Raw genomic sequence first — 20,195 nt, forward strand, 5'->3', positions numbered from 1 at the left:
TTATCTCCATAATCTCGACCACCAGCGATTCTTTTGCTTGGTATATGCCATGTTATTCCAAAACCAATGCGTGGTAATATTTTTGGTGTTTGCCTCGATCATCGCCAAATTAAATTGCTGCGGGTATTTCAAGAGCAACAAATCATTTTTTTGAATGACTGAACCTGGCGTATAAAGGGTAATTTGCTCTAGTTGGTTACAAGGATTAACAAGGAGCACTTTATCATCGGTGGCTATTTTTCTATTTTTGGGGAGTTTAAATTCACCGGGACCCCAAAACCACAAGCCATTAATAGCCAATTTATTCTGTCGTTGCTGGTTCAGGGGATGAGAACTCAGATACATTTGTAATTCAGTGATTAGACGCAACCAAAAAAGGGTATTATCCATTGCCTCAAGAGCAGGCATCATCGACTGATGCTGCATTGCGTAAACTGATTTACTACTAAAAACAGGCTTCGAATCAATGTTAAATAACCAAGTTTGCGCGTCGTGATATACCGGCGAAAAATCATCCTCTTTCAAAAACTGCTCAAGCTCCGCAAACCATAAGAGAGACTCTTCTTCTGTTAACTCCAGCTCTTCACCAGTTGCAACCACCATTGCATCATTATGAGTTGCTTGCCAATGAATGGGGGATGCGATTACCCATTTCCCCTCTAAGTGGTGAGAGAGACGCAGTAAATCAGCCAGAGGAGGATAGACTGGATCATAACCCAGGCAACTTAAAAAATTGAGGTAATAATGTCCATAACTGACAAGTGGTTTACTCCCATCTGGAGCATCTTCCTTTACACTATTAACAACCACATCCATCACTAAACTGCCTGCAAGTAACCATCTCGTTTAAACAATGCCTTTAAATTGCGTAACGCCTGGCGGGTTCTCTGGTTATTTTCTATTAAGCCAAAGCGAACAAAATTGTCTCCTTGTGCACCAAACCCTATACCAGGAGATACGGCAACACAGGCTTCCTGTAGCAGGTATTTGGAAAACTCAAGGGAACCCATTGCGCTGTAAAAAGAAGGAATCGGTGCCCAGACAAACATGGTAGCTTTTGGTTTTTCTACATACCAGCCAAGATCCTGCAGACCTTCACATAACACATCCCGTCGCTGTTCATACAAAGCTCGAATCTCATGCACACAGTCATCAGGCCCCTCGAGCGCAGCAATAGCAGCCACTTGGATGGGGGTAAATGTTCCATAATCCAGATAAGATTTAATTCGGGTTAAGGCAGCCACTAACTCCTCATTACCACAAGCAAATCCTACGCGCCAACCAGGCATATTGTAGGATTTCGACATAGAATAGGTTTCAATTGCCACATCAATTGCACCTGGTACTTGTAAAATCGATGGTGCTTTGTAACCATCAAAAACAATGTCAGCATAAGCTAAATCATGAATAATCCAAATGCCATGATGCTTGGCCAAAGCAACTACCCGTTCAAAAAACTCATATTCCACACAATGGGTACTTGGATTAGCAGGAAAACTGATAACCAAGGCTTTGGGCCTTGGCCAGGTTTGTTCAATAGCAGCCTGTACCGCTTCGAGAAATTGATTTTCATCAATGAGAGGAATTTGCTTAACATTTGCTCCTGCAATGATAAAGCCATAGGTATGAATCGGATAGGCAGGATCAGGAACCAGTACCGTATCGCCTGGGCCACTAATTGCCAAAGCAAGGTGGGCTAACCCCTCTTTTGAACCTATTGTAGTAACAATCTGCTTTTCACTATCAAGGCTAACTTGATAATTGCGTTCATACCAGGATGCCATCGCACGGCGTAATCGGGGAATCCCTTTCGACATAGAATAGCGGTGAGTGTCAGGACGCTTTACTGTTTCAATCAATTTATCAACAATATGTTGCGGTGTTGGTTGATCAGGATTACCCATGCCAAAATCGATGATATCGTCTCCACGCGCCCTCGCCTCAGACTTCAACTGTGTTAATGTGTTAAAGACATAGGGCGGCAAACGTTTGATTCGTGGAAATTGACTCATCTTTTTAACCTCTGTGGTATACTGAGCGGTAGTATAAATTATTTTGTTTGATTAAACACCATGCATATCAACTTAGAAACAACAGACCGGCACGCGGTACAAGCCTATAATGAAAAAGAAATTCAGATTGACTCAATTTCTTATCAAACCAGTCTCATTGTTAATCGCCATGAAATTATAACTGACTGGCCAATTCACCGGGTTAATGAATTGAATGACGAATTATTACTCCCTCTTCTTAAATATCAACCGAAAATCCTAATTATCGGCCACCATAAACAGGGAGAGTTTGTTTCTTTCTCTATAATCCAGGCTCTGGCAAATCAGGGGATTGGTTTAGAGTGTATGTCGATTGGTGCTGCTTGCCGTACTTTTAACGTGCTGCTAAGTGAACAACGTGAGGTAGTGCTAGGTATTATTTTATAATGTGATTGCCTCAATTAGTTTCTCAGTTTCTTTCTCATTACGACTTAATTTAAGCTTAATAATCGACTGCTAAAATTAGACTAACTGTTTATAGAGCTCCAGACGCTCTAATAGATGGATTATATGGATTAAGGTGGCTCATGGAAGGTTAACGCTTAAAGGTGACTTAATGGCAGTGGATCTCTCCCAAAATCAGGTGATCGAAAATCTTAATCAGTACCTGCAATGGCATAATCTACCCTTGAAAATGAATTCTGACGGCGTTTGTAATGGATTAGCTATTATCTATGCAAAATATATCCTGGAAGGTAAAAAAGGGGAATTTTGGAAATTAATGGACTATGTGGCAGGAAAGAAAATCAGCCAGAACGAAGAAGAGTCTGTTAATCAATTTGTAGCGGAAGTTATTCTCAGCTTTAAGCCTGATAAATACATCAAGGGACTCAACCAAACCCGTGCCTATGAAACTCAAAAAATTAACAATAAACCATTAAAATCAGACTTTGATCTCCCCTTAGTGACTAACGATACTAATTGGAGAAAAATATTTGCAGATATCAACCTACAGAATGATGAAGTTATGTTGGTACGCAGTCCCAACCATACAGTGACTATTTCCAAAAGCAACGGTCAATACGAAGTCTACGATCCGAATTATGAGGATGGACCAAAATTTTTCTCTAACGAAACTGATTTGGTAACTGAATTACGCAAAAATATCTTTACATACAGTACCTCGGAAATGGGCTTATTAGTGAGTGTAGTTAGTCATCCAGAAAAACCGGTAAGAACCAATTTCCCAAAGGTTGATTCAATTTATCAGCAATATTTAACCACTACTAATGTGAGTCAAAAAGCCAGAGCAGACGATATAGCTACGAGTACCATTGAACTTGCAGGGTATTTTGATAATGCTGATCTGGCAAGGCAACTGCTTGTTTTGGAAAAAGATAAAGACAACATTTTTCACGCAGCCCACATTGCAGCCGTAAATAATAACCCAGCAACACTAACAGTATTGTTACCAGAGTTAAATAAGGAACAGACCCAAATTATCTTTTTAACCACATTACGATGTGGAAGAAAAGAAGCCTTTGATGCTTTCATACAGACTGAAAGTGGAAAAAAGGTTTTCGACAAATTTGTAAAAGATGACGTCAATGCCAAATTTATCTTTCATAATGCTGCAAGGGGCGGTAATCCCGCACTTTTACAACAAATGATCGATGCTTTTAAAACACATAGTACAGATATATTTGGACAACCTTTTACTGACAGTGATGTCACCCGAGCGCTGCTTGCCAAGACTAAAGATAGGGACGCAGTTATGTCAGCAATTGCTGGAAAAGATCCAGCCTGCCTTAGATTGGTCTTGGAAAAGGTGGATACTGTAGCTAATCCGCTAGACAATAGAAAAAAATTGGACTATTTGCTGTTAGCAATCAAGAAAAATCAACCCATTTCGGTACAAATTTTAGTAGAAAACTTGTCACCTGCTCTGCTGCAAACAGTATCATTAAGTTTATCCGTTATTGAAAAAACTGATTTAGGACTACTCAATACACTCCAAAGTCATGGTATGGTTTTTTCAGAGAAAGCCCAAGCGGTTATTGCACAGAAAAAACATCAGTCAGTGGGTTTATTGCTTTCCATGGGGATTGCACTCATCAAATTCACTGATTTTTGTAGAGAGATTTTATTTAAAAATGAAGGCGTTTCTTGTGACGAAAATAAATTCCAATTTTTTGCCCAGCAGCAGAAAGTAGAAAAAGCGAAGGTTACAGATACAGGTGATTTAACTAATCATGGTTCGCCACCTATTCAGGTTAATTAATTAGTTCATGAATAACTATTAACTTAACTCCAAACTAGTTAATCACTTAAATCACACTCGCCTTTTCCGTCAGAGCTCCACCGTGCTTTAATAGTTTTAACACCACCACATTCTTGATCCTTGCAGATCTTGGAAGCTGGAATTACCTGACAAGCCATTGCCCATCCTCCGTTAAAAAAGGTAATTGCAATAGCCTGAGTACCTTTAGGTAAAAAGGCAATGCCTTCGCGCCGCCCTATTGTCGACGCTACAAACCAATTGGCTTGAGAACCATCCAGGTTATAACTTAGGCTTAACTGACTGATTGCCCCCAAATCACCTGCTGTAAACTGCACAGTAACGCGCTTCGGCAGTGCCCCACCTTCTATGAAGTTATCAACATTTCTTATATCCGTCTTAGCGGGGACAGAATAATTTTCACCGCTTAATTTACCCTGGTATTGGAAAGGATTAAAATCGAATTTATTCATTAATACCCAGGCGTTTGCCACCGTGGCAGCCAGAGTATTGGCATTCCAGTTCCAATCCCAGGGTAAGGGAAAACGCCTACTGGCATACAGATAAGCTTGACCTATATCAGGGGGGACCACTACAAAGGATTCTTTTGGGGTGGCATCGAAAAATTGCGAATCCAAATACAAATCATTGCGTAAATGCAGAATATTTGCCTCCATACTCTCCAAATCATCTTCTAACTCTGAAATATCAACACCTTTACCAGAATAGTAATCAATCAAAGAATTCAGGGTATTAATCGCGCTGGCAGTACCCTCCGTTGACATTATGTTTTCGGGGATTGGACCGATATTATTATCCATGGTAAAACCCACACCCCATAATTGACCATTATTAAAATACCCCCCCTGATTACGTACAATGCGCCATATTTTTCGGGCTGTATTAGGGCCAAACCACCGATCGACGGTTTCCACTCCCAGCGCCGAAATCCCCCAAAGATTAACATTCACAGACATGAAACTCCCTTCATCAGTAGTATCAGGTTGCCAATCATCAATTGCAGAGGGTGTAATTGCTGTACCATGGGTAAAAAATAAACCTTTCTTTACATCAAAAGCACCGTTATACAAAAAAACCAGTAAACCCAGCGTGTCATAGCCATTAACCGTTTTCCCCCCATATAGCATTACATCAATACGTTGCCTGGCTAAGATCACTTCTGAGGTTTGTTCCGTATTTTGCAAAATGCGCTTTAAAATCTGTAATCCGGCCAACACAGAAAAATTGTCTTCTACTGAAATTTCACCTTCGGGAATAAGACCTTGAGCGCCTACCGTTCCGCCTGGGGCATAATAAAAAGCGCCTATAGCCGTCTGCATTGCAGAAAAAGCATATAGACTATTCATTGCATTACTCAATGCTTTTGAAGTGATAGGAATACTACCGTTATAAAGTAAATAGTCTGCTTGCAGTGGGCCGATTATCTGTGCCCAGGCATTATCCCCTGTTAGTGGCTGCCAGTCAGACCAAGTAGTCACATATTTAAAAAAATCAGGTGAAGAGTGGGCAGGATCAAGTTTAGCCAATTTATCGGGTTCATAATCCCAACTAATAAAATTCTGATATCTACTTTGGAAAAAGGGATCTTTATTATAAAAATCCGTTGTAATCAAACGAAAAGTAAACGCCAAGGTTGGATCCGTAATAGATTGTTGATAACCATATTGAAATAGAGGATTAATAGCACGATTTCCCGGATTTGAGATAGACTGTAATTGATTGGCAATAAACGTTTTTGCAGTATCCCAAGCCAAATAATGATATTTTGCAGCAAGCGCTAAAGCAATCTGCCAGGTTGCCGCATCATAAATGGCTGTACCATATTTGATGTTTGTGCGTTCAATCTGAGTTTGTGCCTGAAACCATTCCAGTTCGGTACCTTGTTCAGGGGGGAGGCCACGGCCTAAAATCGCAAATGGCCCTTCATAGAGTGTATCCACTACTGTACAGGTATTAAGAGGCGCACAGATATAATCACCAAAATACCTTGTGATATCTTCAAGATCTCCTACATAAAAACTTAAAGGAACAGAAAGAGAATCTTTACTAAGTGCCAACATTGGCGGCGAAATGAGAAAATGGATGAGCTCCTTAATTTCTCGGTCATTCTTATCTACTGTTGCCACAGCAAGATTGGCGCTACTAAGTAATAAAACACTGGCTGCGAGTAAGACTGAACCCTTTCTCATAACCATGACCTATTAAAGTGAGTGAAGTACAACTTAGGTCATTACTGTGCAACAAATACGCCAACTAAGGTGATTCCAGTAAAAAGACTGTCTTTTAAGAAGAACGCTGCTTATACCTGACGTCTTGCTTCAAGTACATTAGGGATTTGTTCCAGTTTATTCAATAATCTTGACAGGCTATTCAAACCATCGATTTCCACAGTTAAAGTGATAAAAGCTGTATTATCCTGTTTATTACTTTGAGTCTGCAGCGCATAGACATGGGCTTTTTCGTTTGACAAGAGTGACGTGACATCTTTTAACAGGCCAGAACGATCAAACGCTTTAATCAAAATATCAACCACATAATGATCGCGAGTTGAACTGCCCCAGCTTACCTGTAAAAAGCGTTGCCGCTGTTTCACCCCTGCATGAATGATATTCGGACAATCCTGCCGATGTACAGACACACCACGCCCAAGCGTAATGTATCCTACCACCTCATCGCCCGGTACAGGTTGACAACAACGTGCCATATGGGTGAGAAGATTTCCAACACCTTCTATACGTAAATCACTACCCCTAACCTCCGGTTTGGCTAATGGTTTAACAATAGTTTGAATGCTTGGTTCTTCAACTTCTGTAGGGGACAATTTACTTAGAATTTGACCTAACTTAATATCACCACGGCCAAGCGCTGCTAACAAATCATCCAGCCGTTTGAAATTAAATGAAGAGATGATGTCATGCAACCGATCTGTTTTTATCCCCAGAGTTTTTAATTCTTTATCAAGAATTTCATGCCCTTCAGCTTTATTTCTATCGTAATCCTGCATTCTAAACCAATGCAGAACTTTTGCTTTAGCACGGGATGTTTTCAAATAATTCAGATGGGGATTAATCCAGTCTCTTGATGGGCGCTCATCTTTACCTGTTAATACCTCTACTTTGTCACCTGTTTTTAACTCATAGGTCAGAGGAACTATAGAGCCATTCACTTTAGCACCGCGGCAACGGTGTCCAATCTGACTATGTACATGGTAGGCAAAATCCAACGGTGTAACACCCTGGGGTAAATCCAATACATCCCCATCCGGAGTAAAGACATAAACTCTATCTTCAAGAAATTCAGTCTCAATTGCTTCCGACACACCACTCGAAGTTGCCATTTCTTTATGCCAGGCCAACACATCGCGTAGCCATTCAATTTTGCGTTCGTGGCTTTCTTTTTGTTGAACAGCCCCCTCTTTGTATTTCCAATGTGCAGCCACACCCATTTCAGCCAGATCATGCATTTGAAAAGTACGAATTTGTACCTCAAAAACACGGCCTTCTGGCCCTTCTACAGCAGTATGCAGCGATTGATAACCATTAGGTTTTGGATTGATTATATAGTCATCAAATTCCACTGGAACTTGTTTCCATAATGTATGCACCATGCCCAGTACTTCGTAGCATTGCTCCTTGCTTTCTACCAAAACTCTTACTGCTGTTGCATCATAAATTTCATCTAAAGAAACATTTTTTCGCTTCATTTTGCGGTAAATACTATGAATGTGTTTTGAACGACCATACACAGCAAAATGATGCGCACCAGTAGCCTTAATCTGCTTATTCAACTCCTCAACAATAAAATCAACATATTTGTCTCTTTCAAGGCGTTTGGCTTTTAACCCTTTTGCAATTGATTTGTAATCATCTGGATGCAGGTAGCGAAAAGCAAGATCTTCCATTTCCCATTTTATAGCCCCTATCCCCAAACGATTTGCTAAAGGCGCATAAATTTCCATTGCCTCGGTGGCAATTTGATGGCGCATTGCCTCAGGAAGTTGGCCAGAAGCTCTTAGCACACAAAGACGCTCCGCCAACTTAATCAATACTACACGTACATCATCAACCATCGCTAATAACATTTTGCGAACATTATCAATTTGATGCTTATTTTGTGGATATTTATTAAGAGCCTGCAAATTATGCATGGCACTCATTTTCTCAATACCTTTAACTAATTTGGCAATTGATGAACCGAGCTGCTCTTCCACATCATCCAGCGATAATTCTGCATAATGAACACTCTCAAAGATAATAGCTGCTGTCAGTGTCTCCTGATCAACCTCCAGATCAGCCAATACATCAGCCATTGCCAAACCTTGCTGCAAACAGGATACTCCAATTTCAGTAGCATGATCCTGCCCAGCCAGTTGGCTTAAAGTACAAGCATTACGAATGAGTTCCAAGTCCTGAAAATACCCTTTACTTGCTAACTGATGTAGCCATTGTTCGACGTCAATACCACTATCTGTCGTCCAGGGAGTATCTTCTTTAACTTTAACCATTGTTGCTTATCCTTTCTCAAATAAAGCGATGGACTCCACATGTGCTGTATGTGGAAACATATCCATAACGCCAGCTGAATGTAATCGATATCCTTTTTGATTCACTAAAATATCAGCATCTCTCGCCAAAGTGGCAGGATTGCAAGACACATAAACAATTCGTTGCGGCTTAAATTTATCAATTTGCTTTACAATTTCTAAAGCACCAGAGCGGGGTGGATCTAGCAAAATTTTAGTAAACCCATAGGGTAACAAAGACGTCAAGGCTTCAGTGTCTTCCAAATTAGCACAAAAAAACTCAGTGTTAGCCAAACCATTCGCTTTAGCGTTCATCTGAGCTCGGGAGACCATGGTATCGCTTCCTTCTACACCTACAACTTTTGCACAATGCCTAGCAAGCGGTAACGAAAAATTACCTAAACCACAAAACAAATCCAACACCACATCATCTGGCGCCAACGCCATGAGTTTCAGCGCTTGCGCAACCATCAGTTGATTTAGACCCGCATTGACTTGGGTAAAATCAGTCGCATGAAATTGAAACTGGATGTCTTCTTTAGATAAAGTATAGGTTAAAAACTCATTACCTCCCTGCGGATAGAAAAGCATTACACTGTCAGGTCCACCGGGTTGTAAAAAAATACGGAAATCCGTGTTTTCCCCAAATTGACGAATTTTTTCCTCGTCAGCAGTGCTCAAAGGCGACAGGTTACGAAAAATGAGTGCTACCTCCTCATCACCTGCAGCCACTTCGATCTGCGCAATACTATTTGGATCATCGAGAGAATCAATAAGCGCACGTAAATTCACTATTTGTGCGTCAATTTTTGCATTCATCACCGGACATTGGTTAATTTCGGTAATATAACGGGGATTATTTTTCTCCCTAAACCCTACTAAAGTAGAACCTTTTTTTTCTACATAGCGTACGCTTAAGCGAGCCTTGTTGCGATAGTGCCAACTTTGACTAACAAGAGGAGGCAGAATCATCTCTGGCTCACAATGACCAATACGGCGTAGTAAATCAAGCAATAAGACTTCCTTTTCATGAATTTGAGCTCGCTCATCCAGATGCTGCAGGGAACAACCACCACATAAGGAATAGTGTGCGCAACGCGGTTCAGCACGTAGAGTTGAGGCTGCAACGAGTTCAACAATTTTTCCTTCATCAAAATCACGTTTAACTCGCGTATATTGAAAAGTAACTCGTTCTCCGGGAAGAGCGCCTTGGATGAACGTTGTTTTACCGTTAATTCTCGCGATACCTCGGCCATCATGACTGAATTTTTCTATATCAGCGGTTTGTACCTCTGCAGGTAATCGTTGGCGTCTTTTACTCATGACTCTAATCTCTTAACTACTTCATTATTTCCACAAAATTGGAATGAAAAAACAGGCTGTCTTGAAAATCAATGGATAATTTACAAAGCGGCCAAAAACCTTTCAACATCCTGTTTTGATAATTCCATAAAATTACCCCTTGCGAGTGAACGTGGCATTGTTAAATGCCCATAACGGATACGTATCAAACGGCTAACTTCAACACCTTGCGATTGCCATAAACGCCGTACTTCTCTATTGCGTCCCTCTGTTAAAACAACATGGTACCAACTATTAGTCCCTTCTCCTCCCCTAAACTCAATTCGTTTAAATTGAGCAACACCATCTTCTAAATCAACGCCTTTTAACATGGCATTAATAGCTTCAGCGCTGACTTGACCATGCACACGCACCGCATATTCTCTTTCCAATCCAAATTTTGGATGCATTAAACGATTGGCCAGCTCACCGTCATTAGTAAAAATCAGCAGACCGGAAGTATTAATATCTAAACGACCAACCTGAACCCAACGCCCTTGCTTTAAATAGGGTAAACGATCAAAAACCGTTTTCTCATGTTTAGGATCATGCTTGCTGGAAATTTCTCCAACAGGTTTGTGATAAATAAGTATTCTTGTTTTGGATTGTGATTTGAGAGGATTAGCAATGACCTTTCCCTTCACACTGATTTTATCGTCTGCGTTGGCCACATCACCTAATTTAGCCACCACGCCATTGACATGGATCAATCCTTGCTCAATCCAACGCTCCATCTCTCTTCGCGAGCCAATACCTGCTTGACTTAATATTTTTTGTAAACGTTCACTCATTATTAAACACACTCTTCGTCTAAGGCTTCAACAGGCGCTATCACTAAAGGGACATTGATTTCCTGTAAAGCCGGTAATTCATTCAGGCTGGCTAAATTAAAGTAATCGAGAAAATTCTTCGTCGTAACATAGACTGCTGGTTTGCCTGGCACATCACGATGTCCGGCTACTCTAATCCACTCCCGTTCCAGCAATGTTTTTAGAATCGGACTACTAACAGCAACACCACGAATATCTTCAATATCAGCACGGGTTACTGGCTGTCTATAAGCAATAATCGCCAGAGTTTCCAGTAAAGCCCGTGAATATTTAGCTGGTTTTTCAGCATATAAACGGCTGACCCAAGTACTGTACTTTACCTTGGTTTGTAGACAATACCCACTCGCCAAACATTTTAACTCTATCGCGGTTTTTTGGTAGTCATCAGCCAACTCCGCTAAAACGGTATTTAACTGCTCTCGACTGGGTTTTTCCCAGTCTTCAAAAACCGCTTGTAACTGTTCTATAGTCAAAGGATTACCCGCATTCATCAAGAGCGCTTCTACCACCAGTTTAAGTTCATTTTCATTCATGATGAGCAGCCTGTATATAAATGGGTGCATAAGCACTGGCCTGACTAATCAGCAATAACGATTGGCGTGCCAACTCCAAAATAGCCAGAAGTGTTACCGCCAGCCCCATTCGTCCTTCTTTCTGGTTAAACAAGTGCGTAAAGGATACCACTCCTTCCTGCTGTAGTCTCTCCAATACAATCCCCATTCGCTCCCTGACAGACAAAGGCTCACGCACTATTTGGTGATGGCTCAGGTGGTTTTGTCGTTTCATTAAATCTCGCATGGCCGCTGTTAAAGCTGCAAGCTCTACATCAGGATGGATTATTGTTCGCTCAATCAGTTCCGAACTAATCGAAAAACGAAAAACGTCACGCTCACAACGAGCCAAGGTATCTAATTGCAACGCTGCATTTTTAAACTGCTCATAGGCCTGGAGTTTTCTAACCAACACAAGTCGCGGATCTTCTTCACTTTCCTCGTTTTCGTTGAGCGTTGGTGGCAACAATAAACGTGATTTTATTTCTGCAAGCATTGCCGCCATTACTAAATAATCTGCCGCCAATTCCAAGCGGTGTGCTTCCATAAGCTGGATATACTGCATGTACTGTTGGGTAATATGAGCAATCGGAATATCTAAAATATCAATATTCTCCCGCCGTATCAGATATAATAGCAAATCCAGCGGTCCAGAAAATGACTCCAACAATACTTCCAACGCATCTGGGGGAATAAACAAATCTGCCGGTGCCTCAATAACAGGTTTACCCGCTACAATGGCAAGTACAGAAGAAGATTCTGCCGACAAATCCGCCTCCATCAATAGTCCAACCCCATGACTTCACGAACATCTTCTAACGCTTTAGTTGCTTCTTCTCGAGCTGCTTCACTACCTTCAGCAACAATCCTCTTTACTGACCCCAAATCCGACTCATACTCTCTGATGGCTGCTTGAATGGGTTGTAATTCTTGCCTGACAGAATCAATTACCGGCCGTTTACAATCAATACAACCTATACCAGCCGAACGACAGCCAGTTTGCACCCAATCTTTTACCGTCTCGGAGGAATATATTTTATGAAATTGCCAAACCGGGCACTTTTCCGGCTCGCCGGGATCAGTACGTTTAACACGGGCAGGATCGGTTGGCATGGTTAAAATTTTCTTCTCAACCTGCTCTGGCTCTTCGCGTAAACTAATAGTGTTATTGTAAGATTTCGACATTTTCTGCCCATCTATACCAGGCATTTTTGAGGTTTCCGTTAATAAGGGTTGCGGCTCAGGTAAGATTATCTTTCCAGAACCATCCAAATAACCAAGCAACCGTTCCTTATCCCCGATCGAGAGATTATGCTGATTCGCTAACAAAGCTTTTGCCGTGTTTAAAGATTCATGACAACCGTCTTGTTGGAATTCTTTCCGCAATTGACTGTAGAGCTTGCCATTTTTTTTACCCATTTTTTTTATAGCTTCATGCGCTAACGCTTCAAAATTAGGTTCACGACCATAGATAAAATTAAACCGGCGGGCGATTTCGCGTGTTAATTCAATATGAGCAACCTGGTCTTCACCGACGGGAACATAATCCGCTTTATAGAGTAAAACATCTGCACTTTGCAAAAGGGGATATCCCAGAAAGCCATAAGTCGCTAAATCTTTATCATGTAGTTTAGCTTGCTGATCTTTGTAGGTTGGCACACGCTCAAGCCATCCCAAAGGAGTGATCATTGATAATAAAAGATGTAACTCAGCGTGCTCAGGTACCCAAGACTGGATAAAAATTTTCGATAAACTTGGATTAAGGCCACAAGCTAACCAATCGACCACCATGTCCCATAAAATAGTTTCTATAAAACCAGGTTCGTCGTAACGTGTCGTTAAACCATGCCAATCGGCCACAAAGAAATAACAGTCATATTGATGTTGTAACTTAAGCCAATTCTTCAGGACACCGTGATAATGCCCCAAATGCAAGCGGCCACTGGCACGCATTCCCGATACGACTCGTTTATTAGGACTGAATAAAGCTGACATCTAAATCCTTAACTATTTAACAAAACTATTAAATGTATCCTCAAATTAAAATACCCAAATGGAATAAATTTAAGGCTAATTATCTAAAAGGCTCTGGATCACCTCTTCCTTCACGCAATACAACCGGGTAATCACCTGTTAAATCAACTACGGTAGTTGGTTGGTATCCACAATTACCGCCATCGATGATTAAATCAGTCTGATTACCAAGCAAATCTTTAATCGCCTCTGGCTCACCTAGAGGAGCTGTGGCTCCAGGCAATATCAAGGTCGTACTCATTAAAGGTGTTTCAAGGCACTCAAGTAACGATAAGGTAATGTTATTTTCAGGGACCCGTAAGCCTAAGGTCTTGCGTTTGGGGTGTAACATCAACCTTGGAACTTCATGAGTCGCATTCAAAATGAACGTATAAGAACCTGGTGTAAATGCTTTAAGCAAACGAAAAATTGAATTTGAAACTTTTGCATAAGTACCTAATTGCGACAAATCTCGGCAGACCAATGTCATGTTATGATTTTTATCTAACTGGCGCAAACGTCTAATTCGCTCCAGAGCTGCCTTATTGCCTAATTTACAGCCCAAAGCATATCCTGAATCAGTGGGATAAACCAGGATCCCCCCCTCTTCAATGATGGACGCCGCTTGCCTCAATAAGCGCGACTGTGGATTATCAGGATGAATTGCAAAAAACTGACTCATAAACGCCCCTGTTAAAGATTCCATTGTTGCCATATAGGTGTACAGTTTACCGGTAGTTGTTGCTGTCTTCCAAGAGAAATACGCGATAAAGTATCACCATGATAATCTGAACCTGTTGAGGCACACAGCTGAAAACGTAAACACAGCCCAAGCATTTCTTGTATTTGTGTTACTGTCATTTCCCCTGACACAATCTCAAGTCCAGTGCCACCGGCCATTTTAAAAGCTATAATCAATTCTTGCAGCCGTGTACGTGTTAAGGAATATTTTAGGGGATGAGCCAGTACCGCCTGCCCCTTGGCTTGCATAATTCCTTCCACAGCCTCAGTCAGACTAAGCCAGGGGGTTGCTACATAGGCCGGTTTCCCTCTGCCAAGATAGCGTTTGAACGCAGTTTGCCTATCAGGGACTAACCCTTCGTCAACAAATAATTGTGCGAAATGCGGTCTACCAATTCGTTCATGACCAGCAAGTTTACAGGCTTTTATATAGGCATCATCAATCCCACAAATTTTCATTTGCTCAGCTATTTGCAAAGCTCGTCCAATACGACTTTCGTTTTGCTGTCTTATCAGCTTTAAAATGTTGTCGTCATCAGGGGAAATATTTAAACCCACAACGTGAATATCATATTTTTTCCAACGAACGCTAAGCTCAATACCATTAATAATGGTAAGAGACAGATTGCGTGCTGCCCTATGCAGCTCATCCAAACCAGACATCGTATCGTGATCAGTCAAAGCCAGCATTGTGATGTTAGCTTCAACGGCTTTTTTTACTAGTGCAGCGGGAGTAAGCATTCCGTCCGAAAAATTACTGTGACAATGTAAATCAATCATAGCTGGTTGGATAATGGGGATTTAGGTTAATTAAAAAACAAATTATTTATATAGTATACCTGATGAAAAGAAAAAATTGTTATTTATGTTGGCTCCAATTATAGTGGGATCAACTTAATCCAAGACTACAAGGGTTTTATGGTTATTATTTTAGTTGAAGATAATCCAGTTAATCAATCGATTATGAAGAAGATATTAGAAAGCAATGTCAAGAATGCCCTTGTGAAAGTGATTGGGAGTGGTGAAGAAGCGGTTAAGTTTTTTAATAACAAGGCCAATCTCCATTTTAATTTAATTATTCTCGATGGCAATTTAGGAAGTAAGGCCATCAATGGCCCTCAAGTCGCGGAGGCAATCGTTAAGACAGAGATAGATGCCCCCATAGCGTTATGGACTGATGACAAAGCTATGATAGAAATCATGGAAGAAGTTTTTGGCAGAGCACTTCCGCATTTAGATAAAAGTCCAATTAACAAAAGTAATATCATTAATGTGGTCAAAAGTATTTTGGAGCCAACGACTGAACCTACAGCACAGAGACGTATGACTTGGTAATCATCGAATCAGCTGGTTAAAAAATGTCTTGAAATTCAAAGCAGCTTGCGAACTAACCAGTTTATGCACTATTCTTAACATATGCAGAACAAACCTTTAATACAGCATTGAGTAGTACACTACAAAGCGAAAAAGTTATATTTCCTCATTTAAGCTCACAGCAACTGGCAAATTTGTGTGGCGTATTGCATGAAAATATCAATCTGTTGGAAAAACATTTTAATGTGACCATAAAAATCGGTCATGATGGATGCGTTTTATATGGACATTCAACTCCCAGCCTGCATCAGGTGAAACAGCTTATTAAACAGCTGCAACAACTAACTAATCAACCAATACCTGTTGAATTAATAAACTCCCTATTAAACCATAAGGCACCGCAAACCATGATGACCCATTCGATAAAACTCAATCGTAAGACCATACAACCACGAAATAGTAAACAAGCTGATTATCTTCAAAGCATCAATACCCATGACATTATTTTTGCCGTGGGTCCTGCCGGTACTGGTAAAACTTATCTGGCCGTCTCCAAAGCAATAGAATGCTTTGAGAAAGGTGAAGTGCAGCGTCTTGTTTTTGTTAGGCCTGCTGTGGAGGCCGGTGAAAAACTGGGTTTTTTGCCTGGTGATCTTGTTGAGAAAGTCCTACCCTATCTTCGTCCTATTTATGATGCACTTTATGAAATGATCGGTTTTAAAGAAACACAGAAACTTATCCAAACCGATATTATTGAAATCCTTCCTCTGGCCTTTATGCGTGGTAGAACGCTCAATGAAGCCTTTATTATTCTTGATGAAGCCCAAAACACCACCATTTTACAAATGAAAATGTTTCTAACACGTATGGGTTTTGGTTCTAAAGCAGTCATTACAGGCGACATGACTCAGATAGATTTACCCAAAGGAACCGATTCAGGACTGCCTCATGCAATTAAACTCTTGGCAGATGTCCCTGAAATTAGTATACACACTTTCACTAGCCGTGAAGTGGTGCGACATCCTTTAGTTTCTCGCATTGTTGATTGCTATGATAAAATTACCAAGGATAAAAAATAATGGCATACCACATTGACTTACAAAATGCTTGCGATGACCCGATTCCAGTTAGTGACGAAAAGCTTATTTCCTGGGCCGAATTACCACTTATTGACCACCTGCAAACAGCTGAATTAACAGTGCGTCTAGTTGATGATAAAGAAATGACCCAACTAAATCATGCTTACAGACAACAAAACAAAGCGACCAATGTACTTGCTTTCCCTAGTGCTATTCCAGCTGGCGTTGAGCTTGAATATCCCTTGCTTGGCGATGTCATTATCTGCCCATCGGTTTTACGGGCAGAAAGTATTGAGCAAGATAAACCCCTGGCAGAGCATTGGGCACATATTATCATTCACGGGGTCTTGCATTTATTAGGTTATGACCATATTCAAGAGAGTGATGCTGAAGTCATGCAAGCCACCGAAATTAAATTGCTTGCCAAACTTGGTTTTTCTAATCCTTATCACATAGAGGGTAGCCATATTGAGTAAAGAGGATGATACTGGTTCATGGTTTATGCGCTTAAGGCAATTTTTACAAGTTGAGCCACAAAATAAAGAGGAGTTAATTAGTTTGCTGCGTGATGCTCACGCTCGCTCACTAATCGATTCAGAAACCTTAAGCATGATAGAGGGCGTTATTCAATTTGCGCAAATGCGAGTACGAGATATTATGCTGCCTAAAAACCAAATGACTTGCATTTCCCAAGACGATGAATTGAAAGATATCATTGATACCGTTACCAGTTCAGGCCACTCTCGCTTTCCAGTTACCGGAGACAATAAAGACGAAATTATTGGTATCCTGCATGCAAAAGATTTACTTCGTTATCAGGCTGAGCGAACAACCGACTTCGATTTACACGATATTATCCGCTTCACCACTTTTGTACCAGAAAGCAAGCGACTGGATTTATTACTTAGCGAATTTCGTAATAATCGGAATCATATGGCAATTGTTGTTGATGAATATGGTGCTGTAAACGGCTTTGTCACGATTGAAGATATTATTGAACAAATAATTGGCGATATTGAAGACGAATTTGATATCGATGAAGAGGCATATATCAAAGCACATGGGGATGCTTATTATATTGTGAAAGCACATACCCCCATTGAAGAGTTTAATGAGCAGCTAGAAGCTAATTTTAGCGATGAAAACTACGATACCATTGGTGGTATTGTCATGAGTACTTTTGGCTATTTACCTAAACGAGGTGAAGCGATTACAATTAATGAGTTTGAATTTAAAGTTATTAATGCAGACTCCAGACGTATTAAGCTACTTGCCTGTTTTGATAAACGTAAGCAGCAACAAAGACATAATGTCAAGGACAACTAAGTAATGAATAACAACATCTTGATTGTAGATGACGATACGGAACTTACCGATTTGTTAGTCCAGTATTTAGAGCCGGAAGGTTTCCATGTTGTCTGTGTTCATGATGGCGAAAGTGCCGTAAAAAAAGCACTGAACCAGGCATTTGATGCAATCATTTTAGATGTCATGCTCCCCAAATTAAACGGTTTTGAAGTGTTAAAAGCAATACGGGAGCATTTGCAAACGCCAGTTTTGATGTTAACTGCGCGTGGCGATGATATTGATCGTATTGTTGGACTTGAAATTGGTGCTGATGATTATTTACCCAAGCCCTGCAACCCCCGTGAACTGGTCGCAAGATTACGCGCCATTCTGCGACGAACTCAAAAAATCCCCACGCAAAGACCCATTATTGAACATCAAGGGATTCTTGTTGATTGCTCAAAACGGCTAGCGACTCACAATGGCGAGCCCATGGACTTAACTAACGCCGAATTTAATATTTTGGAAATGTTAATTAAATCACCAGGGCAGGCTTTCTCAAAAGAAGAATTAACAGAATATGCATTAGGTAGAAAATATACTGCCTATGATCGCAGTATTGACGTTCACATTAGTAACTTACGCAATAAACTAGGTGATAATCAAGCTGGAGAACCGTTTGTTAAAACCGTTCGTGGCTTTGGGTATATGTTTAATGCTTAGACTGTATTGGAAAATCTTCCTTTCATTTTGGTTAGCAACCATTTTAATCATTATTACCACTGCCTGGGTAACGAGTGAAATTGCTCAGAAATCATCAATACCAGCCCGCGAACGAGTCTTTATGGATAGTTACGCCAATGCAGCAGTAGCCACCTTTGAGTCAGGCCAACATTTAGCTTTGAAAAAATGGCTCAATAGAACTGGTGTATCCAGACATATGACCTTGTATTTAATTAGCAGTACAGGCGAGATTATTGGTAGTGCAACCCCACCAGAAATAGTTAAACATATTTCTGCCAATTTGGTAGACGAACAATTGGATGATGGACTACTCAAATTCGGTGATATTATAGTCAGCCACGAGATTCTTTCTACATCAGGAAGGGCTTATCGGCTGGTAGCAGTTAGTACCAAACCACTGGCTCATTTTGTGGAAATTCCATGGGCTGGCCTGACGATACGCTTAACCATCGCAATTTTTATTAGCGGCCTTATTTGCTATCTTTTATCCATTTACCTAACTCAACCTTTACAGTCCTTAAGAATGGCAGCGCAATCAATAGCGACAGGCAAATTAAACACACGCGTTGGCCGCTTCAAAGGCCATTACCGTGATGAAATTGCTGAATTAAGTGGTGAATTCGATAGTATGGCCGAACAATTGGAAACCATTGTTAATTCCAAAGAGCGTTTATTACAAGATATTTCTCATGAATTACGCTCGCCGTTAGCCCGTTTACAAATCGCCATCGAATTGGGAAGGAAAAAAGCATCTCAGTTGGCTGAAGTTGAATTCAACCGTATGGAAGTTGAGTGTTTGCGGTTAAATACACTCATAGGAGAAATTCTGGAGTTTGCAAGACTGGATAAATCCTCAAGCCAGTTAAATAGAACGGTTGTCAATTTATCTGATTTACTCAACCAGATTATTGAAGATGCTAATTTCGAGCTTAGAAATACCCAATCAGGAGTGATACTACGCAAATCACAAGAGTATAAGCTCTTTCTGGATGAGCGATTAATTCATCGGGCTATTGAAAATATCATACGGAATGCACTTCGTTATGCAGCACCTGAGCCAAAGGTCATTGTTTCATTACAACGCAATGAAACCAACTCGGAAATCCATATTAACATTGAAGATAATGGTCCCGGTGTTCCAGAAGAACAATTAGAGCGTATTTTTAATCCATTCTACCGAGTTGACACATCGAGAGAAAAGAAAACAGGCGGCTATGGCCTTGGCTTAGCAATTGCACAACAAGCCATTAAATTGCATCATGGTAATATACAGGCAATGAATCGCAAGGAAGGCGGACTACTGGTAAGAATTAGCTTACCACTTTTGGAAAACCAATTACCTGCTTAGATTTTTTCCAATAACAATCCATTATAACCAATGGCGCTATCCAGCACGATTTTAAGTACCACGATTGGTTAATCCTCTTCACTGGCTCTATATGATTGGATATAATTTGCATCGGATAGAAGGGGTTAGTTTTTT

At 40.6% G+C, this 20,195-nt stretch carries 19 protein-coding genes; 8 read left to right on the plus strand and 11 right to left on the minus strand.

Features of this window, described 5'->3' with window-relative positions; genetic code table 11:
• Positions 1–816 (minus strand): hypothetical protein, encoded by an 816-nt coding sequence (locus DYC89_RS08410; RefSeq protein ID WP_115221381.1) that lies wholly within the window; start codon positions 814–816, stop codon positions 1–3.
• 2 nt (positions 817–818) lie between these two features.
• Positions 819–2,012 (minus strand): alanine transaminase, encoded by a 1,194-nt coding sequence (alaC, locus tag DYC89_RS08415; RefSeq protein WP_115221382.1) that lies wholly within the window; start codon positions 2,010–2,012, stop codon positions 819–821.
• A gap of 60 nt (positions 2,013–2,072) precedes the next feature.
• On the opposite strand from alaC, the gene DYC89_RS08420 reads away from it, so the two are divergent.
• Both DYC89_RS08420 and DYC89_RS08425 read left to right on the plus strand, forming a co-directional pair.
• Positions 2,073–2,438: an Mth938-like domain-containing protein gene (locus tag DYC89_RS08420; RefSeq protein ID WP_115221383.1), complete on the plus strand. Its 366-nt coding sequence runs from the start codon at positions 2,073–2,075 to the stop codon at positions 2,436–2,438.
• 169 nt (positions 2,439–2,607) lie between these two features.
• Complete coding sequence (locus DYC89_RS08425; RefSeq protein WP_115221384.1) at positions 2,608–4,272, plus strand: hypothetical protein; 1,665 nt, start codon at positions 2,608–2,610, stop codon at positions 4,270–4,272.
• A 38-nt stretch (positions 4,273–4,310) separates the two neighbouring features.
• Here the strand turns inward: DYC89_RS08425 and DYC89_RS08430 are convergent, their stop codons facing one another.
• The 9 genes from DYC89_RS08430 to DYC89_RS08470 all read right to left on the minus strand — a co-directional run bounded on the left by DYC89_RS08430 (position 4,311) and on the right by DYC89_RS08470 (position 15,068).
• Positions 4,311–6,479, minus strand: a complete 2,169-nt coding sequence (locus DYC89_RS08430; RefSeq protein ID WP_115221385.1) for a hypothetical protein — start codon at positions 6,477–6,479, stop codon at positions 4,311–4,313.
• Between the two features lie 110 nt (positions 6,480–6,589).
• Complete coding sequence (relA, locus tag DYC89_RS08435) at positions 6,590–8,794, minus strand: GTP diphosphokinase (RefSeq protein WP_115221386.1); 2,205 nt, start codon at positions 8,792–8,794, stop codon at positions 6,590–6,592.
• 6 nt (positions 8,795–8,800) lie between these two features.
• Positions 8,801–10,135, minus strand: a complete 1,335-nt coding sequence (gene rlmD, locus DYC89_RS08440) for a 23S rRNA (uracil(1939)-C(5))-methyltransferase RlmD (RefSeq protein WP_115221387.1) — start codon at positions 10,133–10,135, stop codon at positions 8,801–8,803.
• Between the two features lie 80 nt (positions 10,136–10,215).
• Complete coding sequence (rluB, locus tag DYC89_RS08445) at positions 10,216–10,947, minus strand: 23S rRNA pseudouridine(2605) synthase RluB (RefSeq protein WP_115222704.1); 732 nt, start codon at positions 10,945–10,947, stop codon at positions 10,216–10,218.
• Complete coding sequence (gene scpB / locus DYC89_RS08450) at positions 10,947–11,516, minus strand: SMC-Scp complex subunit ScpB (protein WP_115221388.1); 570 nt, start codon at positions 11,514–11,516, stop codon at positions 10,947–10,949. Before scpB ends, rluB begins: the two co-directional genes overlap by 1 nt.
• Positions 11,509–12,315, minus strand: a complete 807-nt coding sequence (locus DYC89_RS08455; RefSeq protein WP_115221389.1) for a segregation and condensation protein A — start codon at positions 12,313–12,315, stop codon at positions 11,509–11,511. Before DYC89_RS08455 ends, scpB begins: the two co-directional genes overlap by 8 nt.
• On the minus strand, positions 12,315–13,529 hold the full coding sequence (locus DYC89_RS08460) for a tryptophan--tRNA ligase (protein WP_115221390.1): 1,215 nt from the start codon (positions 13,527–13,529) through the stop codon (positions 12,315–12,317). The genes DYC89_RS08455 and DYC89_RS08460 overlap by 1 nt, the downstream gene beginning before the upstream one ends.
• Before the next feature lie 79 nt (positions 13,530–13,608).
• On the minus strand, positions 13,609–14,229 hold the full coding sequence (locus tag DYC89_RS08465; protein WP_058448048.1) for an L-threonylcarbamoyladenylate synthase: 621 nt from the start codon (positions 14,227–14,229) through the stop codon (positions 13,609–13,611).
• Positions 14,230–14,240: 11 nt separating this feature from the next.
• Complete coding sequence (locus DYC89_RS08470) at positions 14,241–15,068, minus strand: PHP domain-containing protein (RefSeq protein ID WP_115221391.1); 828 nt, start codon at positions 15,066–15,068, stop codon at positions 14,241–14,243.
• Between the two features lie 138 nt (positions 15,069–15,206).
• Between DYC89_RS08470 and DYC89_RS08475 the strand changes: the two genes are divergently transcribed.
• The 6 genes from DYC89_RS08475 to cpxA all read left to right on the plus strand — a co-directional run bounded on the left by DYC89_RS08475 (position 15,207) and on the right by cpxA (position 20,060).
• Positions 15,207–15,623: a response regulator gene (locus DYC89_RS08475; protein WP_115221392.1), complete on the plus strand. Its 417-nt coding sequence runs from the start codon at positions 15,207–15,209 to the stop codon at positions 15,621–15,623.
• Between the two features lie 107 nt (positions 15,624–15,730).
• Positions 15,731–16,681, plus strand: a complete 951-nt coding sequence (locus tag DYC89_RS08480) for a PhoH family protein (protein ID WP_181879358.1) — start codon at positions 15,731–15,733, stop codon at positions 16,679–16,681.
• Positions 16,681–17,157: an rRNA maturation RNase YbeY gene (gene ybeY / locus DYC89_RS08485; protein ID WP_115221393.1), complete on the plus strand. Its 477-nt coding sequence runs from the start codon at positions 16,681–16,683 to the stop codon at positions 17,155–17,157. The genes DYC89_RS08480 and ybeY overlap by 1 nt, the downstream gene beginning before the upstream one ends.
• A 25-nt stretch (positions 17,158–17,182) precedes the next feature.
• On the plus strand, positions 17,183–18,007 hold the full coding sequence (locus tag DYC89_RS08490) for an HlyC/CorC family transporter (protein ID WP_370634588.1): 825 nt from the start codon (positions 17,183–17,185) through the stop codon (positions 18,005–18,007).
• Between the two features lie 3 nt (positions 18,008–18,010).
• Positions 18,011–18,691 carry a two-component system response regulator CpxR gene (gene cpxR, locus DYC89_RS08495; protein ID WP_115221395.1) on the plus strand — a complete coding sequence of 227 codons (681 nt, stop codon included), beginning with the start codon at positions 18,011–18,013 and terminating at the stop codon, positions 18,689–18,691.
• On the plus strand, positions 18,684–20,060 hold the full coding sequence (gene cpxA, locus DYC89_RS08500) for a two-component system sensor histidine kinase CpxA (protein ID WP_115221396.1): 1,377 nt from the start codon (positions 18,684–18,686) through the stop codon (positions 20,058–20,060). The genes cpxR and cpxA overlap by 8 nt, the downstream gene beginning before the upstream one ends.
• The last annotated feature ends 135 nt before the right edge of the window (positions 20,061–20,195 follow it).

This window comes from Legionella donaldsonii (assembly GCF_900452385.1).
In the GTDB taxonomy this organism is placed as follows: Bacteria; Pseudomonadota; Gammaproteobacteria; order Legionellales; family Legionellaceae; genus Tatlockia; species Tatlockia donaldsonii.